The organism is Gilliamella sp. Nev3-1, from assembly GCF_001690435.1.
GTDB lineage: Bacteria > Pseudomonadota > Gammaproteobacteria > Enterobacterales > Orbaceae > Gilliamella > Gilliamella apicola_C.
Window position 1 is genome coordinate 12,922 of record NZ_LZHN01000018.1, and the last position, 26,309, is coordinate 39,230.

A 26,309-nucleotide genomic window follows, 5' to 3' on the forward strand; every position below is an offset into this window, starting at 1 on the left:
ATTTAACCTATTGATTCATAAAATTATTAATTTTATCGATAATGTGCTTTGGATCTAACCCTATTTCTTGCCTTATTTCGTTTTGAGATCCTTGAGAAATAAATTTATCGGGCAACCCAATATTTAAAATATCACATTTTATTTTTTTCGATAATAAATATTCACCGATGCCGCTACCGGCTCCGCCTTTAATACTGTTTTCTTCAATGGTGACTAGTATATTATGTGTTTGGCTAATGTGCAAAAGGACTTTTTCATCTAATGGTTTTACAAAACGCATATCAACGACTGTAGCATCGATTTGCTCTGCTGCTTGTAATACTTCGGTTAGTAAAGTGCCAAAATTAAGTAAAGCAATATTTTTTCCTTCTCGACATAATTTCGATTGCCCTAACGGGATTACTTCTAATGGTTTTAATTGTGCTCCAGTACCTTCACCACGAGGATAACGCACTGCCACAGGTCCGTTATGAAAATAACCGGTATAAAGCATTTGTCGACACTCGTTTTCATCACTTGGCGTCATAATGACCATATTGGGCACGCAACGTAAATAACTTAAGTCAAATGCTCCTTGGTGAGTTTCGCCATCCGCACCAACAATCCCTGCACGATCTATGGCAAACAATACCGGTAAGTTTTGAATAGCGACATCGTGGATGACTTGATCGTAAGCACGTTGTAAAAAAGTTGAGTAGATGGCAACAATAGGTTTTAAGCCACTAATTGCAAACCCAGCAGCTAATGTAACCGCGTGTTGTTCTGCTATTGCAACATCAAAAAATTGATCTGGATAACGATTGGCAAACTTTGTCATGCCTGAACCTTCACCCATAGCAGGTGTTATCGCCATTAAACGGTTATCATTTTTCGCCATTTCACATAGCCAATCGCCAAAAATTTGCGAATACGTTGGAATTGCTCTTGTGGTGACAGGTAATATGCCATCATTAGGGTTGAATTTAGGTACTCCATGCCATAGTGTCGGATCTTTTTCAGCTGGCTCATAGCCTTTACCTTTTTGCGTAATCACATGAAGCAACTGTGGACCTTTTAATTGGCGAACTTTTTGTAAAGTCGTAACTAAACTATCTATATCGTGTCCATCAACAGGACCAATATAATTAAAACCAAGCTCTTCAAATAAGGTTGCAGGCGTGACTAAGCCTTTTAAGTGTTCTTCCGTTTTTTTAAAGAGCTCTTTTAGAGGGGGAATATTGGCTAATACACGTTTGCCACTTTCTCGAAAAGATGTATAGGCTTTGCTTGATAAAATTTGAGTAAGATGTTGGTTAAGTGCTCCAGTGTTTGCGGAAATCGACATATCATTATCATTAACAATCACTAGCATATCGGGTTTGATATGGCCTGCATGATTCATTGCTTCAAATGCCATACCTGCTGTTAATGCACCATCGCCAATAACCGCGACTACTTGTTTTCCCGATTGTTTTTTTTGTTCGCTAATGGCAATTCCTAGCGCTGCACTAATTGAAGTTGAAGAGTGCCCTGTAGTTAGCACATCATATTCACTCTCATTACGATGAGGAAATGGATGAAGCCCCCCTTTTTGGCGAATAGTGAGCATCTGATCTCTGCGACCAGTCAAAATTTTGTGAGGATAAGCCTGATGCCCTACGTCCCAAATAATTTTATCAAAAGGGGTGTAATAGACATAATGTAGTGCGGTAGTTAATTCAACCACACCTAATCCCGATGCTAAATGACCACTTGATTGACTAACACATGTTAGTAAATATTGCCTAAGCTCTAGGCAAATAGAGGATAACTGCGACTGAGGAAAACATCTTAAATCCTCGGGCGAGTTGATTTGTTTTAACAAAGGGTAATTATTTAAATTCATTATGTGATATTTTAATTAGTTACTAATTATTGCGATTAATAATAAAACCAGCAAGGTCATGTAAAGGTTGCGTATTATAAGGTATTTGCTTAAGACTATCGATAGCTTGTTGATAAAGTTGTTGAGTTAGCTTTATCGCATTATCCAGCCCAATTAATGCTGGATATGTGCTTTTTTCATGAATGAGATCTGAACCTTTTGGTTTACCCATTATTGATTGTTCGCCAATGACATCTAAAATGTCATCTTGAATTTGAAATGCTAGACCAATTGATTCGGCGTAGTTATCAAGCATTAGTTGATAAGGCTGCGCTATTTCGCCACTAGCAAATGCACCCAAACGGATCGCTGTTTTGATTAAAGCACCTGTTTTATAGCAATGAATATTTTGCAAATGTTCCACACTAATTGACTGATGTGTAGCCAGCAAATCCAGCGATTGACCTAGGCACATGCCAGTAGCGCCACTAGCATGTGCAAGTTCGGTTATCATATTAATCTTGGCATTTGAATTAATGCGTTCACTTTTTGCTAATAATAAAAAGGCAAAACTTTGTAAGGCATCACCGGCAAGGATTGCCTGAGCTTCACCGAATTGGATATGGCAAGTTGGTTTGCCTCGGCGTAAATCGTCATTATCCATTGCCGGTAGATCATCATGAATTAATGAATAAGTATGAATAGACTCAATAGCAGCAGCAGCCTCATCTAATTTAGAAAGAGGGCAATTGAATAATTGACCTGTTAAGTAGACTAAAATTGGTCGAATTCGTTTACCTCCAGCCAGCAAGCTATAACTCATTGCTTGTTGGAGTTTTGAGCTTTCAATTTGCGCAATGCATGTAGCTAAAAACGAATCAATTCGTTCTTGTAACGGTTTTAAACTATTCATTATCATCATTTGTAAATTCTGACAGTTCGGCATCACTATTTTCAGATAATAAAATGTCAATGCGCTGTTCCGCTTTCTGTAACTGCTTTTGACCTGCTTTTGCTAATTTTATTCCTTTTTCGAACTCATTTAGAGCCTCATCTAAAGGCAGATCGCCGTTTTCTAGTTGATTTACAATGGTTTCAAGTTGTTTAAGTGTTTCCTCGAAACTTAATTCTTTATCTTGTTTTTTTGCCATATTCAATTCCTCGTTACGTTCGATGAGTATACACTTATTTCAAATAATCGTGAATCTAGGTTTTGTTTATTTATAATGTCACAAGTATTGTTAAAGCCTGTTAGGTTTCAATTTCATCTTTGTTATTCGATTCCTCTATTGCCAGTGAAGCAATATCTGAGTTTATCGGTTTTTTTACTTCGATACCCATTTCACGAAACCGTTCTATTTGTCCAATTACATTGCCACGACCCTTCGATAATTTGTTCATAGAATTTTGATAGGTCTGTTGAGCTTTATCTAAACAGTTACCTAAGTTTTCCATATCTTCAACAAAACCGCGCATTTTGTCGTACAATTTGCTTGCCCTATCGGCAATAAGTTCAGCATTACGGTTCTGATACTCAAATCGCCATAAATTATGAATAGTCCTTAATGCAACTAGCAAAGTGGTTGGGCTTACTATCATAATATTATTTTTCATAGCATCATTGATTAATGTAGGATCGTTGTCTATAGCACTAAGAAATGCAGGTTCTACAGGTATAAACATCAAAATATAATCTAGTGAATTAATACCAATAAGTTTATGATAATCTTTTTGGCTAAGTTGTTTTAAGTGATTACGAACAGAGGCTAAATGTTCGCTCATCGCTTTTGTTTTCACTGTTTCGTCATCGCTATTGAAATGGCGCTCATAGGCAACTAAAGTCACTTTTGAATCGATGACTACATCTCCCCCTTGTGGTAAGTGAACAATGACATCGGGTTGTAATCGTTGATTGCTTTCGTTTGTTAAGTTGACTTGAGTTTCATATTCATAACCTGATCGTAATCCAGAATTATCTAGAATTTGGCTTAGGATAAATTCGCCCCAGTTTCCTTGGGTTTTATTATTGCCTTTTAGTGCATTAGTTAGGTTATTTGCCTCTTTGCTCATTTGCTCATTAAGCTGTTGTAAATTACGAATTTCATGCGTTAATGTGTGACGCTCTTTTGCTTCTTGACCAAAGCTATCTTGTACTTGTTTTTTGAAACCTTCTAGTTGCTCTTTGAGTGGCGAGAGTAAAAAATCAAGACTTTGTTTATTTTGTTGTTCAATTTTTTTACCACTGTGTTCAAAAATACGGTTAGCTAAATTTTCAAATTGAGTCGTAAGTCGTTGTTCACTATGTTCTAGTATACTTTGACGTTCTTGTGTTGCTCTTAGCGTTTCTTCTAAACGTGTTTTGAGTTCACTAATTTTAACGTTTTGCGCTAGATTTTGTTGTCGATAGTCATCTAACTCGTGTTCCAGTTGTTTTATTTGGGTTATTAATGATCGATTTTCTTCATTTTTCTGGTTTAGTTGTAACTCAAATAATTGGTGTAGATTATTAATTAATAATTTAGATTTTATTAAAATCACAAGTAGAATTAAGGCAACTATGCCAATAATTATGGCGAGCCATTCGGTTAGTCCCAAAGCGTTGAACATAATTAAGCCCTTTCAAAAGTAAATGACATGACTTCATTTAAGTTATTGCCATCTAGAGCGAGCATAATTAAACGGTCTAACCCTACAGCAACACCAGCACAGTCTGGTAGCCCTGCTTCCATTGCGGCAAGGAGTTCAATGTCAATATTTTGCGTAGGTAGATTTAGCTTGGTGCGATCTAAATTATTTTGTTCAAAACGCATTCGTTGTTCTTGTGGGTTTGTAAGTTCTTTAAAGCCGTTAGCAAGTTCAACACCTTTGTAATAGAACTCAAAACGACTCGCTACGCGATGATCTTCTGAGCTGATAGCAGCTAATGCTGCCTGTGATGCTGGGAAGTGATACACTGCAATAGGTTTATCTTGACCAATATATGGTTCAATACCAAAAGTGAACAAGCATTGTAGTAATCCATCCTTATCATAACTTTCGGTATTAATGCCAATATCCAACTGGTTTGCCGCATTGATTAATGTTGTATGATCAGCTTCTAATGGGTCAATATTCAAATAGCGTTGAAATACTTTTTGATAAGAAATACGCTCAGCAGATTCACAATCCAAAATAGTTTGCAGTAAATCATCGACTTCGTTGATCATTTGCATCATGTCAAATTGGATGCGATACCATTCAAGCATGGTAAATTCTGGGTTATGGTAACGACTGACTTCTTCATGATTACGAAAGCACTTACACATTTGGTAAATAGGGCCACTACCTGCAGCAAGTAAACGCTTCATGTGATATTCAGGGCTGGTAATTAATGACATCTTTTGCCCTTGCTGTTCATTAAATTCACCGGGTTTTAAAAAAGTAGAATGAAAAGAGCTTAAATGCACATCGGTAACTGCATATTGGCTTAAGGTTGGTGTTTCAACTTCTAAAATACAACGATCAGCAAAAAATTGACGTATTTGAGAAATAATTTTTGCACGTTTAAGTAAATTATTAATAGATGCGGAAGGTTGCCAAGTCATAAAAATATCCATGGATTTGATTAGTTACTAAAAAGAAGAAAAATAGGGCATAGGCCCTATTTTTTATTGTTGGCGTTCATTTTGCCACAAAGCAAATAAGTTGTCGTATTTTTCTTGCTGTTGCCAAATATGGTGATGTAATGCAGAAAGAATAATTGGATCTTCTAAAATTGCTAACTGTTGTTCTTTATTGATTTTTTCTAAATCAGTTTGCAGATATTGTTCAATAAGCTCAATACGTTTTTGCTGATTTTTAGTATTAGGTAAATGTCGAGAAGTGGATAATGCACAAGCAAGTGCGTTATAGATAGGATCGACTAATGCTATAATAAAGCCATGCTCAACAAATGCCGCTTCGGTTTTAACTAAATATTCTCCAGTGAGTGTGACGGCTCTTGCTGGATGTGTTTCTTCTGGTGTTAAGAATAATCCCATTTTCTTTGCTTTCATACCAATGCTTGAAAGCCCGGATACTCTAATCACTAAAGGAGAAATGGTTAAAGGTATCAATATGGCTATATACCAATAAGTAAATTGTGGGTTTAACCAGATAATCACAGCTAACCATACAATACCTAATAATGATAATGGCCAACAAAAATAAAATGATTCCCCCCACGTTAGCGCATCATCACTTCGGGACGGAGATTTCCATTGGATTTTACTGCCCATCCAAGCTTTAAGTACAAATTTACTGTGGAAGATCATCCGGATTGGAGCTAAGATCATTGACCAAATCATTTCAACAAATATCGATAGAGTTAATTTAAGAATACCACCAACATCTTTTGCTCTCGTTCTCGCTATTATAATGCCATAGCTGAAGAATTTAGGTGCAAACAATAAAACCATCGTGGTTGAAAGTAGTTGAATAGCCAATTGCTCATCCCACCTTGGCCAAGTTGGGTAAAATTGGTTAGGTTGGAAGAAATATTGAGGTTCGGAAATATTAAACACTAATAATAATAAGGTTGAGAATATTAAAAACACCAACCACAATAATGATGAAATATAGGCCATGCCACTGGTTGCAAACATTATGCGGTGTGTCAATTTAATCCCACTTTTGAAAATTAATCTTAAATTAATCAAGTTTCCCATACACCAGCGATTGTCTCGTTTTAGATCTTCTATCATATTACCTGGTAGTTCTTCGTAACTACCATTCATATTATAAGCGATCCAAACGCCATAGCCAGCACGACGCATAAGCGTCGCCTCAACTAGATCATGTGATAAGATATGGATTGGACCATTACGTTTTTGCAATGGTGATAATATGCAATGCTCAATAAAAGGTTTTAAACGAATCATTGCATTATGTCCCCAATATTGTGCTTCACTTAATTGCCAAAAGTGTGTACCAGAGCAAAATATATCGCTATAAATCTGGTTGGCAAATTGTTGAATACGACCATAAAGCGTCGTCATTCTTACTGATTTTGGTGGTGATTGTAAAATACCTGCTTTAGGCGTCATTTCCATCATGGCGATCATTTTTAAAATACAGTCACCAGTCATAATGCTGTCGGCATCAAGGATCATCATATATTCATATTGATGGCCCCAACGACGGCAAAAATCATCAATATTACCGCTTTTACGTTTTACTCGGCGTTTGCGGTGGCGATAAAAAACGTTACAACCATTGTTTTGTTTTGTTGCATTAAATTCAGCCCAAGCTTTAAGTTCGTTAACATACAGATCGGGATCGTTAGTATCACTTAATATATAAAAATCACAACAAGCTGCGTGGCCTGTTTCAGCTAAAGATTGATAAGTTGCTTGTAACCCAGCAAATACTCGAGCAACATCTTCATTACAAATTGGCATGACTAATGCGGTTCGATGCTTGCTATCAATATGCGCTGCTGGATCTGTGGGAATTTGGATAGTATAACGATCTTTACCCATTACAGCTAAAATTAACCCCATAATACTGGTCCAAAATCCAATAGAGATCCAGCAAAATAAAATCGCGAATAAGGTAATAATCGCGCCTTGAATAATATAAGGTATTATGCTGTAAACAGCTAATTCAGGATTGATATCCCAATTAGCCATGAAATTGATTTTTTGCCAGCTTTGATAAGGCAATAACGATGATAGATAAGTGGTTCCGTAGTATGTTTGTACTACAATGAGTGTAAACATAATAAAACGGCGAATTAAAGCAAGGATATTAGTACCATGCTTTGCTTTGGTAATAAAGCGTTGGTTCCAGATCTGGGGTTGAATTGAAACGCGATCCATTTCAGGGTAACTTGGTTGTTGTTGCCGCTCATCAATAAAAGAACAAGTATCGCCAACCTGATTTAAACGATATTTTAAAAATTCGACATCGTCAGGTGGAATCACATTGTTTTCAAATTTCTGACGCCAAATTTTAGCGCCAGAAAGATTTGCAAAGTAATCTTTTTTCATATTTTTAGCTTATTATAATAATTATTGTGCGGGGTATTGCCCACTCCACGTTTCAGAAATCACTTCATTGGTTGCTTGCGAAGCAAGTTGTATACGAATATCTGTTGCTTTTTTATTATCTTCAACGTTGAATCGAACAATGACTCTCCAACCTTTAATTATTGGATTGTATTGCACGTCACAACTTACAATAGCACCATTATTAATGCTTGAAATCACTTTAACTGGATCTTTTTCTGATAATTCAGGGCCTGCGAAATCAATTACGTATGCATTAGAGCCATCAAGTTTACGAATTAAATTAGCTTGTTTTATATCGCCTAGCGATAAGCGTGTACTAATTGCTTGTGCAACATTATTGGGATAACGCTGTTTTTCGTTTAAGGTATAATGTAATCGATATTTAGTATCAAGCACATCACCAGCTTGGTATTGTTTTTCTGGCACCCAAAATGCAACGATATTGTCGTTAGTCTCATCAGCTGTTGGGATTTCAACTAATTCAACACGGCCTTTTTGCCAGTTGTTTAGTATTTCTACCCAAACACTTGGTCGTTGTTCATAGTGATCATCAAGATCTTGATAATCATCAAAACCTTTATCACGCTGAATTAACCCAAATGCTTTCGGGTTTTCTAAACTATAAGATGAAAACGATAAACGTTTAGGGTTATTTAATGGACGCCATATCCACTCATTATTGCTAGCTAAGATCGAAAGGCCATTAGAATCATGCATTGCAGGGCGGTAATTTAGCAATGGTGATGGATAATTAGGGCCAAATAAGAACATGCTAGTCAATGGTGCAATACCTAATTTTTTTACTGAATTGCGGAAAAATACTCTTGCTTGTACGGTGATCGTCGTATCAATACTTGGTACAAGCGTAATTTTATAAGCACCAGTTACACTAGGCGAATCGAGTAATGCATAGATAACCAAGTGTTTTTGATTAGGTTCAGGCCTTTCAATCCAATATTCTTTAAAACGCGGAAACTCCTCCCCAGACATTTCACCTGTGTCAATGGCAAGGCCTCTAGCTGAAAGACCATAATGTTGATCTTTTCCCACGGCACGAAAATAGCTGCCACCAAGAGCCGAAAAAATTTCATCATCAGTTTTTGTTGGATTATTAATCGGATAATGGACTTTAAAACCAGCAAACCCAAGATTTTTACTGCTTAGTTTATCGAGATTGATTGGGCTTAAATCAAAATAATTTGGATCATATTCGATTGGGTTAACTTTATTATCGACAATTTCATTGATTTTTATTGGAACATCAAAGTACATCCCTTCATGATAAAACTCAAGTTTGAAACGATTTTTTCGATCGCCCCAATAGGCTTTTTGATGATTGAATAGGATTTTTTGATAATCAGCAAATTGTAAAGATGCTAATTCATTTGGAATATTTTTAGATGGTTGAACATAAGCCTTTTTGGATAGTTTTTCTGCTTTTTCAGCTACATCATCAAATGAGAAAGCCCACGAAGAAAAACTAATGCAAGAAACGCAAGCCATGCAAAGCACCTTGCTAATTAGCTTTTTACTAAAAGGGGTATTGGGTAATAAGTTGTACATACAGACTCGCATTATTATCTAAAAATATTGAAGTAATTGATAATATTTTTTTTTGGATCACTCAAGCATTTTTCAACATAATCTACTTTGATCTCTTGAAGAATGCTAGGATTTTCATCGATCAGGAAGTAAGAATAGTTATCTTTGGCAATCTTTGTTTGTAAGGATAAGATATCTTGTTCAGACATTTTGAATTGTGGCTGAAAGTATTGCTTTATTTTAGTGGTATCTTTGGTATAAATTGCAGTAACAAAATCAGCCGAATACTGGCAATAATTTTTAATATTGTTTTCGGTTGCTTTTATTTTGCTTAATTCAATATTATGTTCAGCTTGATTTTCTTCAACTACTTTTTTAAGTTGCATATCATATTTTAACTTATAATTTTCGTTCAGATAAAAACTTAATACACAAGATGATGGGGTATTGTCACTTTTACAATTTAAGATGCCACGTTTAATAACATAGTTGTCGAAATTTTTATCGCCAATAATTTGCAGCAATTGAGTTTTAGCATCAACGACATAGGGGTCATTAGCTTCTGTTTGCTGTTTTAATAAAGATAGTTGCTCTGTCTTTGAAATTGCCTCGCTATTTTTTGTAGGCAAATTTTTTTTTGCACAGCCTGCGGCAAGAATAGAAATAATGGTGCATATAAGGATTTTACTTACTTTCATTTATCAAATTCCATGAGCATATTTTTAGTTATTTCGGTTAATTTCAATTCGGTTAATTTCAAAGGGAGTAACAGTATTACTCATTTAGTTGCATTTTTATAACAAAAATCACTTATAACAATTATTAATATAGCCAGAAATTATATACTCTTATTTTTTTAAATAATACCAGTAGATTAAATTAAATTTATAAAAAGCCTACATTAGATATAATTACTTCTTCCTAATATTTGCATATTTTTTTATTATCGACGGTAAATTCAGATTTATGAGCAACAGAAGGCTTAAATTTACCCTTTGCTTTTAGAAAAGCAATAAGTTGCTCGGCATTCATATTAGATTTAGAGCAGGTGTGAAATACGGCGTTTTCACCAAACTTATTTTTGATAGCACTAAATAAGGAAGATTCTGTGTAATTGTTTCCTTCCATCATATGCAATACTTCATGCCCGTGAATTGACATTAAAACCTCCTCTGCAAATTGTTGTTTATTTAATGTATAATATTCGCCATTTAGAATGGCGAAAGATAGCAAATATTATGAGTAAAAAAAAGTGGTTAGATATTAAAAATATTGTCAATTTTATTTATTGCTTCCCCCTGATTTATATCAGGGGCGTAACTAATACAAATGAGGCAAAATATTCAATCGAGAATAATCTTATTTTACTCTTTATTATTAGCTAATTTTACAATAATTGATTGATTTTCGCTTTTAACTTGGTGAATTACAACTGAGATAATATCAGCAAGTTTGTAGCCAACTTTATTTTCGATTTTGATTATTCCTTCATCGGGTAGGGCAGTGATTTCTTCCTTGACTGAATGAATCATTGAAAGCGGTACAAATGCAAAAGCGCCTATATCACATAAACGAACTCGAGCTCCACCACGATTGATATCAATAATTTCAGCTGTGTAACTTTCGCCAATTTTATCTGATAAGTATTGAGCATAAAGGTTTTCAGCCATATCACGCTCAGCAAAGCGTAACATCTTTCGCCTTTCATTCATGGTTTTTAGTTGTTCTTTATCTGGTGGAATTAGTTCTTGTAAGCGAATATATGCTTTGATTAGCCGATGGTTGATCATGTCGCCATATTTACGTATTGGGGATGTCCATGTTGCATAAGCATCGAATCCTAAACCAAAATGAGGCTTTGGCTCAATTGAAAAATCTGCAGGGCTTTGAAACTTGCGAAGCCTTGTGGCTAAAAATGGGATGTTGTCGATCATCCGACGCAACTTTACGTAGCCATCAAAAGATAATAGAGATTCTTTATCAAATTCAGTAATCCCATTATCGTTGAGAAAATTTAGCACTTGTTCGATATATTTATTATCAAAACCCGAATGAATATTAAAAACTCCAAAGCCAATTTTATTTTGTAATTGTAATGTTAAAGCTTGATTTGCTAGAATCATGACTTCCTCAACGATATGATTGGCAATTCGACGAGTTTCTTTAATGATTGATTTAACTTGGCGGTTTTCATTTAGAGCAAAACGATAATCGCCATTATCTTTAAAAACGAGTGCATGAGTTTGCCGCCATACTGTGCGAATATTAGCTAAGTCAGCTAACCAGCTAAGTTGTTTTTTAATATTAGGGTTATTATTTGCTAATTCACTACTATTTTCTAGAAAATCGGAAACATTACGATAAGTTAGTTTAGCTTTTGACTCAACCCAAGCCGGCATAAAGGTGATGTCATCGGTAATAATATCGCCTGCTTGGTCAATATTTATTTTGCATATCATAGCAGGTCGTTTTTGATTCGCTTTTAATGAACATAGCTCATTAGCAAGCTCTTTGGGTAGCATGGGAATATTAAAATCTGGCAAATAAGTTGTAAAATTCCTGATCTTGGCAATATTATCCAATTCGCTATCTTGTAATATATAAGCGGTGGGGTCAGCAATAGCAACCATAAGTTGATAATGGTCATGTTCATTTTTAGAAACCGTAATTGCATCATCCATATCTTCGGTATCTTCGCTATCAATAGTGAAAAAATTAACATCAGTTAAATCTTGGCGATTATTAAGCTCTGCATCGTTAATTCCTAATACTTCGGTGTGTGGCGGGATCGTTTCTAAATCATAACGAGCTAATGTTTTTAGCCAAAGTTGGTAAGGAGAATTACTGTCAGCAACAAAACGAGTAATTTCAGCAAAAAAATGGTTACTTTTTTCTTGTAACGGGTGAGAAGTGAGCATTGCAACAACCCAATCATTTTCTTTTAGCTTTTCGCTAACTTGATTGTGTACTTTACAACGAATGGCAAAATTAGCGGGCATATTTTCAGGATAAATAACCATTGCACGATCTTGAAAACCTATTTTGCCAATAAATTTTTGTAATGCACTCTCGATTAGACATTCAGGTTCAAAAGTTTCTTTACCGTTATTACTGATTACAGCCCCAGAAACCTTATCGCCATTACAAACCTTTTTCATTTTAGCAACAGGGATGAAATAGCTTTTTTTATTATCTACATCTAAAAAACCAAATCCTTTTTCATGTGCTCGAACAATGCCTTCAACGCGTGGGGTTTGTTCATGAAGCTCTTGCTTTAATTGTGCCAGTAGAGGGTTATTTTGAAACATATGCCTTAACACTATTTAAAAAATTTGGGTTAAATTCTATCATAGTTATGCAAGTTTTGGTTATTGAATTAATCGGTAATAGCGCTGAAAATAGACGTATAATAATGCCACTTAAAATAATGGATTAAATTAGTCTATGAAATTAAATTACAAATTACAGGGTGATGGGCAGCCGATAGTGCTTTTGCATGGCGTTTTTGGCAGTTTAGATAATTTGAATATGCTAGCAAAAGATTTTGTGCAACATTATCAAACAATTCAAGTTGATTTACGTAATCATGGAAATTCACCTTGGTCTGATCAGATAAGTTATCAAGTTATGGCTGAAGATGTTGCCGAGCTTTGTCATGATTTACGCTTAAATGATGTGATATTAATTGGTCACTCTATGGGCGGCAAAGTTGCTTTGCAACTGTCACAAGTGATATCAGATACTATCCAAAAAATTGTTGCAATTGATATTGCGCCGATAAAGTATCACCGCTCAGCTAATGCTACTATTTTAAGAGTATTAGTTTATTGTCTCAAAAATCATATTACCGATAAAAAACAGATCATGAATTTAATGGAACAAGCAGGTATTAACATGCCAACCATACTTTTTTTATTAAAATCTTTTAAAAATGAAAAATGGTCATTTAATATTCAAGCAATTAATGATCAGTATGGTCATATTTGTGATTGGCAAACAATACCACCTTGGTTAAAACCCACTCTATTTATTCGTGGTGGCAATTCTTCTTACATTATTGATGAATTTTACCCAGCCATTTTTTCGCAATTTCCAGATTCAAAAATTGAGTTGATTGAAGGTGCAGGTCACAATGTTCATGCTGAAAAAACACAGCAAGTACTGAAAATTTTACATAGCTGGTTAGGGAATTAAATGGCATGAAGCCTATAAATATTAAGGTGAATTACAAAAAAGGCGTTGCTGTTGGATGGTTTGCTTATTGGATGTTTTAATCGTTATAAAAACCATTTTACATTGAGCATTATATATTTGAGTGTTGATGTTATATTGCCAACCAGAAGGGATTATTTGGCTGATAGTATAAGGATAGCTATCAAGTAGCTGAAAAGCAATTTTATTAGCACGTAAGTTGTTGGCAAAATAGCGATGTTTGTTGAACAATGTTTGTTGATAATTGATAAAACCAAGCATGATCATTGAAAATAGTAATATTGCTATCATTACTTCAATTAGACTAAAGCCAGTTATATTTTTATTATTCACAATAAATAGCCTTTTTTTCTGGGCAATAATCGAGCCAATGTCCTTTTTCCACAATCAATCGATTATTGTCAAAATGTGCAAGTGTATACAAAAAAAAGTCATCGGCCTCGCCTCTTATTAATACGTAATCATCTATTTTTAATAAAGATTGTTTTATGCATGCTTTTAAGTGATAAGTTGGTTCAGTCATACATTGCCAATTGGCTTTAGGTGGTTGCCAATTTTGGCTTATTGCCCAAGTTAAAGATGAACTGGAATGATTAAATTTTTGATAGTATTTAATTTCTATCAAGATTGTTTTTTGCCATGAGGTTATAAGTAAATTAAAACCAATTAATCCCCCCAATCCCACAGTCATTAACATCATCATCATTAAAATAGTGCTAAATCCAGATGATGGAGAATTTTTTCTAAAATAGGTTTTCATTTTTGATAATTTCAGTTACATAGTATTTAATCTGTTTGTTTTTTCTTAATTCAGCATTGATTGATAAACTAATAGCATTTGGTAATTGCCTTATTGCAAAGTGGGTTATTTTGATTTCATTTGAATCGAATAAGTTTTCCCATTTACTTCCAAAACAATCTAACGATCCTGTTCTATAGGCTATGTTGTTTTCTTTATAGCGATAAGTAAAGACATCTGACTTTGTTGGGTTGGCTCTGTTCCAAACCCAAGAATTTCGAATTTCGCTATCATATCGAAGGATAATACATTTTGCCCGTTCCTTAATTTCAATAGCTTTATCTGTCATTTTTTTTGGATCATTAGCAATAAAACCAGCTCTTTTTATATCTTTTTTCAAACCAGCTAACCCAAAATCGATGGCTTGTTGTAAGCGAATTTTTTGATAATATTGCATGATGTTTGTTTGCAATTTGATGTAAAAAGCAGTCATGCCAATAACTATTAAACTTGATAGTACCAAACCAATGAGCATTTCTAGCAAGGAATATCCAGATACTTTTAACATGGTGGTAAACTAGCTATATAACAGTTTTCCGCACAAAATCGAATGCGCCCAAGCAAAGAAACAAAAATTCTACTGGTACCTATTTTATTTTTTAATTGAAAAGACATGGTTTGTGCCATGTTGCGACGCCCTAGAATAAAAGCACTTTTATTGTTTGATAGCTCACTAATTTGAACAGAATTATTGGGCTTGACAAAATAAAGTATGCCTTCACTGCATGTAGGTGGTTTGTCAGCCTTGGTAATTGAGATACACCAAGGTGATGAAAATTGATGAATAATATAGTTTTCGTTTTTACTTGATGCTTTTATTTGTGCTTCGTATATAAAATAGGCCAATTGCTTAGTTGTAGATGCTAATTCATTTTGCAGTTGTTGTTCTTTCCAATGCTCAATACCGATAGAGGCTAAAATAGCACTGATACAAACAGTTATTAACAATTCTAATAATGAGAATCCCAAATCATGCATAGTATGTCTTTTGTAAATATTGTGAGAGTTCGAGCATATATTTGAATAAAATAACTAGTTATTTAAAGATCTGAATTTGTGATCCACTATCCAAATAAATTACGATTTTTAATAAAAAAGGTTGAATAAGGTTTTATCAAGAATACTAGCGATATTATTGGCTTTATTTATAGTGGAGTTTTAGTTTTTTACGCAAATGATAATTATAAAAAATGATAGAGAATGTGCTGAATTTAGTGATCTGCTTAAACCACTTAAAAAGCAAAGCGGATTATATTATACTGTTTATCCATTTATTATTTGCTAACGGACTTAAACGTTAAAGGAAACGAGAGATGCAACAATTACAAACTATTATTGAAGCAGCATTTGAACGTCGTGCTGAAGTAACACCATCTAATGTAGATGTAGTAACACGCGATGCAATTAACCAATGTATCCATTTATTAGATAGCGGTAAGATGCGTGTGGCCGAAAAGATTAATGGGGATTGGGTTACTCACCAATGGTTAAAAAAAGCAGTTTTGCTCTCTTTCCGAATCAATGAAAACCAACTGATTGATGGTGGTCCGACTAACTATTATGACAAAGTTCCATTAAAATTTGCTGAGTATGATGAAGCAAGATTCCAACAAGAAGGGTTCCGTGTTGTTCCGTCCGCAATTGCACGTAAAGGGGCATATGTTGCGCGTAATACTGTATTAATGCCTTCTTATGTTAATATCGGCGCATACGTTGATGAAGGTACAATGGTTGATACATGGGTAACTGTTGGCTCATGTGCGCAAATTGGTAAAAATGTTCATTTATCAGGTGGTGTCGGTATTGGTGGTGTTTTAGAGCCGTTACAAGCTAATCCAACGATCATTGAAGATAATTGTTTTATTGGTGCTCGTAGTGAAATCGTGGAAGGCGTGATTGTCGAAGAAGGCAGTGTCATTTCAATGGGTGTATTTATTGGTCAAAGCACTAAAATTTACGATAGAGCAACCGGTGAAGTACATTATGGGCGAGTGCCAGCAGGTTCTGTCGTTGTTTCTGGTAACTTACCAACCAAAGATGGCAAGTATAGCCTTTATTGTGCGGTTATTGTGAAAAAAGTAGATGCTAAAACTTTAGGTAAAGTGGGCATTAATGAGTTACTTCGTACTATTGATTAATTTACGTTTACATGTTGAAGCCGCCTAAATTATTAGGCGACAATGATTTTATTTACAATTAGTGGTTTAATTGAGAATCCTAACCATTGGAAGAGGAGAATTTATGCCTTCTTTTGATATTGTGTCAGAAATCCAAATGCCAGAAGTTAAAAATGGGGTTGAAAATGCGACCCGAGAGCTAACGACCCGTTGGGATTTTAAAAATGTTGAAGCATCGTTTGAATTAAATGAAAAAAGTGAAACGATCAAAGTTACAAGCCAATCAGATTTCCAAGTACAACAATTACTTGATATTTTACGCGACAAATTAGCTAAGCGAGGTATTGATGGTGGATCGCTTGAAATCCCTGAAGAAATGGAGCATAGCGGCAAACTCTATAGTGTTACAGTTAAACTAAAACAGGGTATTGATAAAGAGTTAGCTAAAAAGATTGTAAAAGCAATCAAAGATAGCAAAATTAAAGTACAAGCTCAAGTTCAAGGCGAACAGGTTCGCGTTACTGGTAAATCGCGTGATGATTTACAAGCTACTATAGCGTTAGTTAAAAATGGCGAATTTGGTCAACCGTTTCAGTTTACTAATTTTAGAGACTAACCTTTTATTGAATTCATATTGTCGGCAAATGTCGACAATATTGTCCTTTAAACATTACAATTTATTTTGGTAAAAAATTTCTAGGAAAAGCTATGTTTGGGCATGGAATTATTAGGTAATCACAGAAATGATTTCTTAAACACTAATGTAAGTAGCGTAAAGAGCAAGATTTTTTTTTATGAATACGTTATGCTATCTACTTGTCTACCCTCTTAATTATAACAATATTTATTATGATGAAAAAATTAGCTCTATTTTTACTTTCTCTTATCTTTTCTGGATATCTATCTGCACAAGAGCTCAATAGCGAAGCAAAGAAAGTTTTTATTGATAATTTATTATCAAAAATGACGATTCAAGAGAAAGCAGGCCAATTACGTTTGATTAGTGTTGGGGGCGATTTAACTTTAGATAAAGTGCTTGATAACATTGAAGTGGGTGAAGTTGGTGGTATTTTTAATACCATTGTCGAGCCTGATCTGTCGCAAATGCAAGAACGAGCTTTAAAATCTCCGAATAAAATCCCGCTATTTTTTGGGTTTGATGTCATTCATGGGCACCGAACCATATTCCCTATTAATTTAGGTATTGCATCAAGTTGGGATCGTAGTGTAATAGCTAAAGTGGCAGAAATATCTGCTGAAGAAGCCACGGCCGATGGATTGAACATCACTTGGGCTCCAATGGTTGATATTACTCGCGATCCAAGATGGGGGCGTGTGTCAGAAGGTTTTGGCGAAGATCCTTATTTAACATCCGAAGCGGGGCGTATTTTTGTTGAGAGAATGCAAAAACAGTCGCTTGCTGATAAAAAATCGCTTGCAACGGCTGTAAAACATTTTGCGCTTTATGGTGCAGTTGAAGGTGGGCGTGAATATAACAGCACAGATATGAGTGAACGAAAAATGTTCCAAGAATATCTTGTCCCTTATAAAGCAGCAATTGATGCTGGTAGCCGTGCAGTCATGGTTTCTCTGGTCAGTGTTAATGGTATTCCTGCAACAGCTAACCATTGGTTATTGACCGAAGTGTTGCGCAATCAATGGCATTTTGATGGTGTTGTGGTTAGTGATCATGGCGCTATTCGGGAGCTAATTAACCATGGTGTGGCTAGCGATGCGAAAGATGCGGTTCGCGTTGCGATTAAAGCTGGTATTGATATGAGTATGAATGATGAATATTTCTTACAATTTTTGCCTGAATTAGTGAAAGAAGGGGCTATTACCGAAGATCAATTAAATCAAGCTTGCCGCCGAGTTCTTGAGCTTAAATATGATATGGGGCTATTTAGTGATCCTAATCGCTATTTAGATCCAAAATTAGATATCGAGACAATGTTTTCAAATAACCGCCTACATCGTGAAGAAGCGCGAGATGTGGCTCGTCGTAGCATTGTGCTATTAAAAAATGAGAATAAGATCTTACCGCTAGCCAGAAATAAGAAAATTGCGGTAATAGGTCCATTAGCTAATTCAAAACGAGATATTTTAGGTAGTTGGTCGGGTGCTGGGCGTACTAATTTGGCGGTAACACCATTAGAAGGCATCAAAAACACAGTTAAGAACCCAAAATCAGTTAGCTACGCATTTGGTGCTAATCTTTCTGATGATGTAAATTTATATCGTTTTTTAAATTTATATGGAGAAAACACTAAATTTGATGATAGGCCAGCGGATAAAATCATTGCCGAAGCTGTTAATATAGCGAAGAAATCTGATGTTGTTATTGCCTTTGTTGGCGAAGCCGAAGGCATGGCTCATGAATCATCAAGTCGAACAGATCTATCTTTACAAGCAAGCCAAAAACGATTGCTCAAAGCATTAAAAGAAACTGGAAAACCATTGGTTATTGTATTAATGAATGGCCGCCCATTAACATTAACTGAAGAATATGCTCAAGCTGATGCAATGCTTGAAACTTGGTTTTTAGGAACTGAGGGGGGTAATGCTATTGCTGATGTATTATTTGGTCAGCATAACCCTTCTGGTAAGCTGCCGATGTCTTTTCCTAATAATGTAGGGCAGATACCTGTTTATTACAGCCATTTAAATACTGGCCGTCCACGTGGAACCGAAAATATGGGGAAATATACAACTTCGTATTTTGATAGTCCAAACGAGCCATTATTTCCATTTGGTTTTGGTTTAAGTTATACCGACTTTGCTATGGATTTTTCTTTATCTAGCTCTGAAATGGACAAAGAGGGTGAAATTGTTGTTACAGTCAATGTTGAAAATATTGGGGATAAGGAAGGTATGCAAACAGTTCAACTTTACTTGCAAGATGTTACAGCTTCAGTTAGTCGCCCTGTTAAAGAGTTGATGGGTTTTGAAAATATCACCTTAAAACCACATGAAAAAGGTAAAGTAAAATTTACTATTAAATATGACATGTTAAAATTCTGGAATGACAAAATGCAATACGTTGCAGAGCCAGGTAAATTTAATGTGTTTATTGGTAGTGACTCTACAACACAAGATAAGCAAACTTTCACTTTGCTTGATAAATAAATTTTTAATTTTTCGTCGACATCTGTCGACGTTTTTATTTCTGCGGTCAGTATTGTGTTTGAATTCGATCTTGTCCTACACTTCTTCAACAAATTGTGTTTTTGGTGATTGCTTATTAACTCAGTAAAACACCAATTATTCCCCCTCTTATGCAAGTGACTGTTCATTTGTCTCATAAATTAGTCTGTTACTGCATTTTTTCGTTGTTTGGTATTATGATTAGTAGCTATTTTGGCTTACATATTTAGGAGAAATTACCGTTGAGGTTTGTATACTGCCTACAATTTTGATTGGATTGATTAGCGGATTATTGCATTATTATTTCTGATGAAAAATGGCAAGCTGATTTTATCAATAACCCTAACCTAATATCTGGGTAACTACCATTCCGGCTATCTGGTTGTTAATTTGTACCACTTGGGTACTAGTATTGAGACTATTCAATTAGGATCCTCAACTAAAAGAATTCTTTTATTTAGCGGAGGAATATAATTGCCCGTATTGTAGAAGATAGAAGTTTTACAGTACAACAAATCGATAATATGTATCATATTATTAATCATTATACTCATGCTGGTTTAAGTATTTTATTCTTATTCGTTGTGTACGATATTATCTTCTTTGATGTTAAAACCGTGCTGAAAGTACGCAATAATAAGCAAAGGACTGATAAAAAAATCGCTTATGTACCAATTCCGAAAGGTGCATTAAAATGTCAATGTCACACTAAGTATTGGTAGGATGCTATTCATGATAGCATCCTAGTTTAGCCGCCCTCAAAATAGGACTGCAAAAAATAGAAAATTCTTTATGATAAAACTAAAAATCCCATAAACCTTTTTTAGAATATCTTTTTGTAAAAGATATTCATTAGTTGATACTGTTTTAAATTTGCAAATAATTTATTACATAAAATTCAAATTACACCTAGCGTAAATAAGGAGAGTAACTGTAGAATGGCTAACTACAAGGAGAATTACTATGCAAAATGATATTACTTTTTACCAACGCTTTAAGTCTGATATTTTGGCTGGTTTAAAAATTATTACTATTCGCGATAGGAGTGAATCACACTTTAAAGTTGGTGATGAGTTACGTGTTGGTACTTTTGAAAATAATGAATACTTTTGTAACATAAAAATAATGAGTGTTACACCAATCACTCTTGAACAATTAACTGAAGAACATGCCAAACAAGAGAATATGACATTGAGTGATTTAAAAAAGGTGATTTTAGATATTTACCCAGATGAAAGACATTTTTTTGTAATTCGTTTTTCTCTTTTATGATCATAAAAAAATACGCGTTTGAACGCGTACTTTTATTTTTGATAAAAACAATCTAATGTCATGATCTATTTAACGGTTGCACATATAAAGTTAAACCATCAACAGAAATAACCTCAACATGCTGGCCCGCGTTAAGATCTTGATTACATTTTGCTGGCCAAGTTCCATCTTTGATTTTTACTCTTCCCGAACCATTAACAATAGGGACAGTGACAATAGTTTTTATACCAATTAAATCTTGTTGAGGCTGATTGATTTCACTTTTGCTGGATTTACCTTGTCCATTCCTTCGAAGCCAAAACCACCAAAGATAAGCAGATATCACAGTCAGAATTGCAAATAAGATCCATAAAGTTGACCAAGAAAGTGGTAATGCCCAAGCCATTAAACCAACAATTATGGCTGCACACCCAGCCCAAAGCCCATACCCACTTGTGCCAATTAATTCAGCAATCAGTAAAGTACCACCTAAAGCGATAAACACCCAATGAGGTGAATTATAAAAAACCATAAAAAAATTAGTCATTACGCTACCTTCAAAATCGATTAAGTTAAAAAACTCAAACATATAATCCATGACTTTTATCAAAAAGTTTTAGGAAATATTGTGTTTAAGTATAAAGTTCGATTTCTATTTCGTATTTTTAAGCAATTCAGCAATACCCCCAATACTGCCCATTAAACTTGACGCATCAAGAGGCACCATAATAACTTTACTGTTATCAGCTGAACCAATTTGTTGTAGCGCTTCAGTATATTTTTGTGCAACAAAGTAGTTAATGGCATTTATATTACCTGCTGCAATGGCATCTGATACCATTTGGGTTGCTCTAGCTTCAGCTTCGGCAGCACGTTCACGCGCTTCGGCTTGTAAAAAGGCTGATTGTTTTTCACCTTCAGCTTTTAAAATTTCAGATTGTTTTTCACCTTCTGAGCGTAAAATTGCTGCTTGACGAATACCTTCCGCTTCAAGAATTTCCGCACGTTTATTACGTTCAGCCTTCATTTGTGCGTTCATCGCAGCAATGAGTTCTGCCGGTGGACGAACATCTCGAATTTCGATGCGCGTGATTTTTATTCCCCAAGGACTTGTTGCATCATCAACAATATTTAGTAACTTAGAATTAATGTGATCACGTTGGGATAACATTTCATCTAATTCCATACTACCTAAAACGGTACGAATATTGGTCATCATTAAATTAATCACAGCACGTTCTAATTGATTAACTTGATATGCTGCCCTGGCAGCTTCTTGCACTTGAATAAAACACACGGCATCAATTTGTACATTGGCGTTATCTTTCGATATCACTTCTTGTGATGGAATATCAAGAACTTGTTCCATCATATTAATTTTACGACCAACACCATCCATAAAAGGGATAATGATGTTTAAACCTGGTTCAAGTGTATGTGTATATTTACCAAAACGCTCAATAGTATATTGATAACCTTGGGGAACAATAGTAATGCCTTTCAAAACGGTGATTAAAGCAAGTAAAACAATAACACAGATGGCGATATAAAATACTGGCATAGTTTAATTTCCTTATATTTATAATTAAATATGACTAGTTATTCTAAGCATTATTTTATTATTTGACTAGTTATAATTGATTTTTATAATGAAATTTATGATTGTTCGAATTTGTTAATACCTATAATTCATGCGTTGATAAGTTGCAAAATGTTAAATCTCAAAATTTACCATGGGATAAGCAAAGTAAATTAGAACAAGAAATTAAAAAAAGCTATCCTTGCAGTCAAGTGCGAGACGCTTACGTTAAAAGAGGGATGGGATATTGTCGATTTGATCAAAAAATTGAAGAATAATTGAATCTTTGTTTTTTATCTCGTTTATTAATTAGGAAGTGATAAATTTTTATATGTTATTATTTACTTGACATAGAATCAATGAACTAGTTTAATAGTACAAAATTTACTTTAAACAGATAACATAATGAAACGTCAATATTTCTTTTCTCACCTTTGTCAAGTCGCTAGCTTTGGTTGGTGGTGCATTGCTTTTTGTGGGTAATGTAGTGAAGTATTGTCTTAATTTACAAAACCCGCACTAGGCGGGTTTTTTTGTTTTAAGCAAAGTAAAAATCGGTATGAATTAAAATTAAACATAAATAGAGAGACAACAATGAACAAGCACGTACTAACGCAGATCACCAAAACGATTGATTATTATCAAAATCCCGCCCAAGTGTTTTATCAATTATGTGATAGTAGACCTGCAACATTGTTGCTTGAATCTGCTGAAATAGATAATAAGCAAGGAATTAAAAGTGTCATGATTGTTGATAGTGCCTTACGTATTTCAGCAATTAACAATGAAGTAACTGTTAAGGCTTTGACTAAAAATGGCGAAAAACTATTACCTTTATTACAAAAAAACTTTTTAGATAAGTTAGATAATATCCAACTGAATGAACAAACGCTTAAATTGGTATTTCCTACTATTAATAATATGCAAGATGAAGATTCAAGGTTAAAGTCATTATCCGTCTTTGATGTATTAAGAACCTTATTAACTATTGTAGATAATACCGAACAATATGGGCAAGATGCAATTTTTGTTGGCGGCCTATTTTGTTATGACCTTGTCGCTAGTTTTGAACAGCTTCCTATTTTGCCCTGTGAGCAACGTTGCCAAGATTTCTGTTTTTATTTAGCAGAAACATTATTAGAAATAAATCATCAGGATCATGTGTCAATTTTAAAATCAACAGCCTTTACGTCTGATGCACTAGAAATTGAACGGTTGACATTAAGATTAGCTGACCTACAAGCAACGTTAAATCAACCAATGAAGCCCATTTATACAAAATCGTTTGCTAATATTAATGTGACTTGTAATAAAAGTGATGATGATTTCAACACGATGGTGAAAAAGATGCAAGATGCTATTCAGCAGGGGGAGATCTTTCAAGCTGTACCATCACGGCGTTTTTCACTACCTTGCCCTGAGCCGTTATCTGCTTATCAGGTATTAAAAATCCATAACCCAAGCCCTTACATGTTTTATATGCAAGATCAAGATTTTGTCTTATTTGGCGCATCACCTGAAAGCGCACTTAAATATACTAAAGCAACCAACCAAGTTGAAATCTATCCAATTGCCGGTACTCGTCCACGTGGATTAACCACAAATGGTGAAATTGATTTTGATTTAGATAGTAGGTTAGAACTTGAAATGCGCACCGATAAAAAAGAACTAGCCGAACATTTAATGTTAGTTGATTTAGCGCGCAACGATTTAGCACGTATTTGTAAACCCGGAACCCGTTATACCAAAGATTTGCTAAAAGTGGATCGTTACTCTTTTGTGATGCATTTAGTTTCGCGTGTGGTTGGTCAGTTACGAAGTGATTTAGATGCGCTTCATGCTTATCAAGCCACTATGAATATGGGAACATTAACAGGAGCCCCTAAAGTTCGTGCGATGCAATTAATTGCTGAATCAGAAAAAGTTAAACGTGGTAGCTATGGTGGTGCTGTTGGCTATTTTACCGCAAATGGCGATCTTGATACCTGTATTGTGATTCGTAGTGCCTATGTCGAAGATGGCATAGCGACAGTACAAGCTGGTAGTGGTGTGGTGCTAGATTCTGAACCACAATCAGAATCTGATGAATCACGTAATAAAGCACGTGCAGTTATTCGAGCTATCATGGCAGCACATAATGTAGAAGGTGTATTCTAATGGCTAATATCTTATTTATTGATAATATTGATTCTTTTACTTATAACTTGGTCGATCAATTACGCAATAGTAAGCATTGTGTGACGATTTATCGAAATACTATTCCTGCAAATGTAATTATTGAAAAATTATCACAAATGCAAAACCCTATTTTAATGTTATCACCAGGTCCAGGAGCACCAAGTGATGCTGGATGCATGCCAGAACTGTTAAAACGTTTAAAAGGTAAATTGCCCATTATTGGTATCTGCCTTGGTCATCAAGCTATTGTGGAATCCTATGGGGGATCGATTGTGCCAGCTGGCGATATTTTGCATGGTAAGGCATCTTTAATTGAGCATGATGAGCAAGCAATGTTTACAGGATTACCAAACCCACTACCTGTTGCGCGTTATCACTCTTTAAAAGGAGAAAATATCCCAAAAAATCTGACTATTAATGCGATTTTCAATAATATTGTCATGGCGGTACGTAATGATGAAGATCGGGTTTGTGGTTTTCAGTTTCACCCTGAATCGATTTTAACTATTCAAGGGGGAAAATTACTAGAACAAACTATTGATTGGGCGCTTAATTCATCAGAGAAAAAAGGAAAGTCAAAACAAGAAGCTATAGTCGATAAGCAAGAGTACAACATTCAACCTGTGCTAAATAAATTATATTTAGGGCAATTGCTCACACAAGAAGAAAGTAAAATATTATTCAATTTAGTTATTCAAGGTAAGATAGAACCAACAGTATTAGCTACTGCAATTATTAGTATGAAAGTGCGCGGTGAAACACCTGATGAAATTGCCGGTGCAACGCAGGCCTTGCTTGAAAATGCAGATGCTTTTGACGTGCCAGATTATGATTTTACCGACATTGTTGGCACTGGTGGCGATGGCTCTAATAGTATTAATATCTCAACGGCAAGTGCCTTTGTGGCAGCTGCATTAGGTTATAAAGTGGCTAAGCATGGTAATCGTGGTGTATCAAGCAAATCGGGATCCTCAGATGTGCTTTCCGCTTTGGGTATTAAATTGAATATGTCTGCACAAGCATCTCGGCAGGCATTAGACAATCTTGGCGTATGCTTCTTGTTTGCTCAGCAATATCATTCAGGTTTTCGCCATGCAGCGTTAGTTCGTCAGCAGTTAAAAACACGAACTATTTTTAATGTGTTAGGGCCGTTGATTAACCCATCTCGTCCAAAACGGATTTTATTAGGCGTATATCATCCAGATTTGATTAAACCGATTGCTGAAACATTAAAAATGCTTAACTACAAACATGCTTATGTGGTGCATGGTGCGGGTATGGACGAAGTTGCTATTCATGGTGAAACTCAAGTAGCCGAAGTTAAGGAGGGTCAAATTGACTATTTTACGCTGACTCCAGATGATTTTGGGTTGCCGACATTTACCTTAAAAGATATTGAAGGTGGGACACCTGAACAGAATCGTGATATGTTAATTGCTATTTTACAAGGTCATGGTAAACCCGCACATGAATCAGCAATTGCCGCTAATGTCGCGATGTTAATGAGCTTGTTTGGCGATTCAGATTTAAAACAAAATGCTCAGCGAGCAATCGAAATGATGCATAGTGGTAAAGCTTATTTGCTATTACAACAATTAGCCGCAAGATAACAAAT

Annotated in this window: 23 protein-coding genes and 1 pseudogene; 8 read left to right on the forward strand and 16 right to left on the reverse strand. The window is 35.0% G+C overall.

What is annotated here, in order from left to right; translation table 11 throughout:
- Positions 1-7 precede the first annotated feature (7 nt).
- From dxs to A9G40_RS03565, 10 genes are all read right to left on the reverse strand, one after another.
- Entirely contained in the window at positions 8-1,864 is a 1,857-nt protein-coding gene (gene dxs / locus A9G40_RS03520; protein WP_065581921.1) for a 1-deoxy-D-xylulose-5-phosphate synthase, read from the reverse strand.
- 22 nt (positions 1,865-1,886) lie between these two features.
- Complete coding sequence (gene ispA / locus A9G40_RS03525; RefSeq protein WP_065581922.1) at positions 1,887-2,765, reverse strand: (2E,6E)-farnesyl diphosphate synthase; 879 nt, start codon at positions 2,763-2,765, stop codon at positions 1,887-1,889.
- Complete coding sequence (xseB, locus tag A9G40_RS03530; RefSeq protein ID WP_065581923.1) at positions 2,749-2,994, reverse strand: exodeoxyribonuclease VII small subunit; 246 nt, start codon at positions 2,992-2,994, stop codon at positions 2,749-2,751. Before xseB ends, ispA begins: the two co-directional genes overlap by 17 nt.
- A 100-nt stretch (positions 2,995-3,094) precedes the next feature.
- Positions 3,095-4,450, reverse strand: coding sequence for a DNA recombination protein RmuC (gene rmuC, locus A9G40_RS03535; RefSeq protein ID WP_065581924.1), 1,356 nt, complete (start codon positions 4,448-4,450; stop codon positions 3,095-3,097).
- Positions 4,451-4,452: 2 nt separating this feature from the next.
- Positions 4,453-5,427, reverse strand: a complete 975-nt coding sequence (epmA, locus tag A9G40_RS03540; protein ID WP_218057931.1) for an elongation factor P--(R)-beta-lysine ligase — start codon at positions 5,425-5,427, stop codon at positions 4,453-4,455.
- 63 nt (positions 5,428-5,490) lie between these two features.
- Positions 5,491-7,851 (reverse strand): glucans biosynthesis glucosyltransferase MdoH, encoded by a 2,361-nt coding sequence (gene mdoH, locus A9G40_RS03545; RefSeq protein WP_065581926.1) that lies wholly within the window; start codon positions 7,849-7,851, stop codon positions 5,491-5,493.
- 21 nt (positions 7,852-7,872) lie between these two features.
- Positions 7,873-9,375, reverse strand: coding sequence for a glucan biosynthesis protein G (locus A9G40_RS03550; protein WP_065581927.1), 1,503 nt, complete (start codon positions 9,373-9,375; stop codon positions 7,873-7,875).
- A gap of 74 nt (positions 9,376-9,449) precedes the next feature.
- Positions 9,450-10,112 carry a hypothetical protein gene (locus A9G40_RS03555; protein WP_065581928.1) on the reverse strand — a complete coding sequence of 221 codons (663 nt, stop codon included), beginning with the start codon at positions 10,110-10,112 and terminating at the stop codon, positions 9,450-9,452.
- A 223-nt stretch (positions 10,113-10,335) separates the two neighbouring features.
- A complete protein-coding gene (locus tag A9G40_RS03560; protein WP_065581929.1) occupies positions 10,336-10,575 on the reverse strand; it encodes a YecH family metal-binding protein in 240 nt (79 codons plus the stop codon).
- 203 nt (positions 10,576-10,778) lie between these two features.
- The gene (locus A9G40_RS03565) at positions 10,779-12,722 is read right to left on the reverse strand and encodes an exoribonuclease II (RefSeq protein WP_065581930.1); all 1,944 of its coding nucleotides are present in this window, start codon (positions 12,720-12,722) and stop codon (positions 10,779-10,781) included.
- 136 nt (positions 12,723-12,858) lie between these two features.
- Between A9G40_RS03565 and A9G40_RS03570 the strand changes: the two genes are divergently transcribed.
- Positions 12,859-13,608: an alpha/beta fold hydrolase gene (locus A9G40_RS03570; RefSeq protein WP_065581931.1), complete on the forward strand. Its 750-nt coding sequence runs from the start codon at positions 12,859-12,861 to the stop codon at positions 13,606-13,608.
- A gap of 21 nt (positions 13,609-13,629) precedes the next feature.
- Here A9G40_RS03570 and A9G40_RS03575 read toward each other — a convergent pair whose 3' ends face one another.
- Genes A9G40_RS03575 through A9G40_RS03590 form a run of 4 tightly spaced genes read right to left on the reverse strand, consistent with a single transcriptional unit; the run spans position 13,630 to position 15,403 of the window.
- Positions 13,630-13,959 carry a prepilin-type N-terminal cleavage/methylation domain-containing protein gene (locus tag A9G40_RS03575; RefSeq protein WP_065581932.1) on the reverse strand — a complete coding sequence of 110 codons (330 nt, stop codon included), beginning with the start codon at positions 13,957-13,959 and terminating at the stop codon, positions 13,630-13,632.
- Positions 13,952-14,386, reverse strand: a complete 435-nt coding sequence (locus A9G40_RS03580) for a DUF2509 family protein (RefSeq protein ID WP_065581933.1) — start codon at positions 14,384-14,386, stop codon at positions 13,952-13,954. The genes A9G40_RS03575 and A9G40_RS03580 overlap by 8 nt, the downstream gene beginning before the upstream one ends.
- On the reverse strand, positions 14,370-14,933 hold the full coding sequence (locus tag A9G40_RS03585) for a prepilin peptidase-dependent protein (RefSeq protein ID WP_065581934.1): 564 nt from the start codon (positions 14,931-14,933) through the stop codon (positions 14,370-14,372). The genes A9G40_RS03580 and A9G40_RS03585 overlap by 17 nt, the downstream gene beginning before the upstream one ends.
- Positions 14,927-15,403 carry a prepilin-type N-terminal cleavage/methylation domain-containing protein gene (locus A9G40_RS03590; protein ID WP_065581935.1) on the reverse strand — a complete coding sequence of 159 codons (477 nt, stop codon included), beginning with the start codon at positions 15,401-15,403 and terminating at the stop codon, positions 14,927-14,929. Before A9G40_RS03590 ends, A9G40_RS03585 begins: the two co-directional genes overlap by 7 nt.
- A 335-nt stretch (positions 15,404-15,738) precedes the next feature.
- Between A9G40_RS03590 and dapD the strand changes: the two genes are divergently transcribed.
- The 5 genes and pseudogenes from dapD to yqfB all read left to right on the forward strand — a co-directional run bounded on the left by dapD (position 15,739) and on the right by yqfB (position 20,958).
- Complete coding sequence (gene dapD, locus A9G40_RS03595) at positions 15,739-16,563, forward strand: 2,3,4,5-tetrahydropyridine-2,6-dicarboxylate N-succinyltransferase (RefSeq protein ID WP_065581936.1); 825 nt, start codon at positions 15,739-15,741, stop codon at positions 16,561-16,563.
- A 103-nt stretch (positions 16,564-16,666) separates the two neighbouring features.
- Positions 16,667-17,158, forward strand: coding sequence for a YajQ family cyclic di-GMP-binding protein (locus tag A9G40_RS03600; RefSeq protein WP_065581937.1), 492 nt, complete (start codon positions 16,667-16,669; stop codon positions 17,156-17,158).
- A gap of 236 nt (positions 17,159-17,394) precedes the next feature.
- Entirely contained in the window at positions 17,395-19,668 is a 2,274-nt protein-coding gene (gene bglX / locus A9G40_RS03605) for a beta-glucosidase BglX (protein ID WP_081302139.1), read from the forward strand.
- Positions 19,669-19,730: 62 nt separating this feature from the next.
- Positions 19,731-19,913: pseudogene (locus tag A9G40_RS15705) on the forward strand (hypothetical protein); the annotation flags it as partial.
- A gap of 736 nt (positions 19,914-20,649) precedes the next feature.
- Complete coding sequence (yqfB, locus tag A9G40_RS03610) at positions 20,650-20,958, forward strand: N(4)-acetylcytidine aminohydrolase (protein WP_065581938.1); 309 nt, start codon at positions 20,650-20,652, stop codon at positions 20,956-20,958.
- A 58-nt stretch (positions 20,959-21,016) separates the two neighbouring features.
- On the opposite strand, the gene A9G40_RS03615 is transcribed toward yqfB, so the two are convergent.
- Positions 21,017-21,484: an NfeD family protein gene (locus A9G40_RS03615; protein ID WP_218057933.1), complete on the reverse strand. Its 468-nt coding sequence runs from the start codon at positions 21,482-21,484 to the stop codon at positions 21,017-21,019.
- A gap of 105 nt (positions 21,485-21,589) precedes the next feature.
- A complete protein-coding gene (locus A9G40_RS03620; protein ID WP_065581939.1) occupies positions 21,590-22,498 on the reverse strand; it encodes an SPFH domain-containing protein in 909 nt (302 codons plus the stop codon).
- 612 nt (positions 22,499-23,110) lie between these two features.
- On the opposite strand from A9G40_RS03620, the gene A9G40_RS03630 reads away from it, so the two are divergent.
- Both A9G40_RS03630 and trpD read left to right on the forward strand, forming a co-directional pair.
- Entirely contained in the window at positions 23,111-24,673 is a 1,563-nt protein-coding gene (locus A9G40_RS03630) for an anthranilate synthase component 1 (protein WP_065581941.1), read from the forward strand.
- Complete coding sequence (gene trpD / locus A9G40_RS03635; RefSeq protein ID WP_065581942.1) at positions 24,673-26,304, forward strand: bifunctional anthranilate synthase glutamate amidotransferase component TrpG/anthranilate phosphoribosyltransferase TrpD; 1,632 nt, start codon at positions 24,673-24,675, stop codon at positions 26,302-26,304. The genes A9G40_RS03630 and trpD overlap by 1 nt, the downstream gene beginning before the upstream one ends.
- Positions 26,305-26,309: the final 5 nt, after the last annotated feature.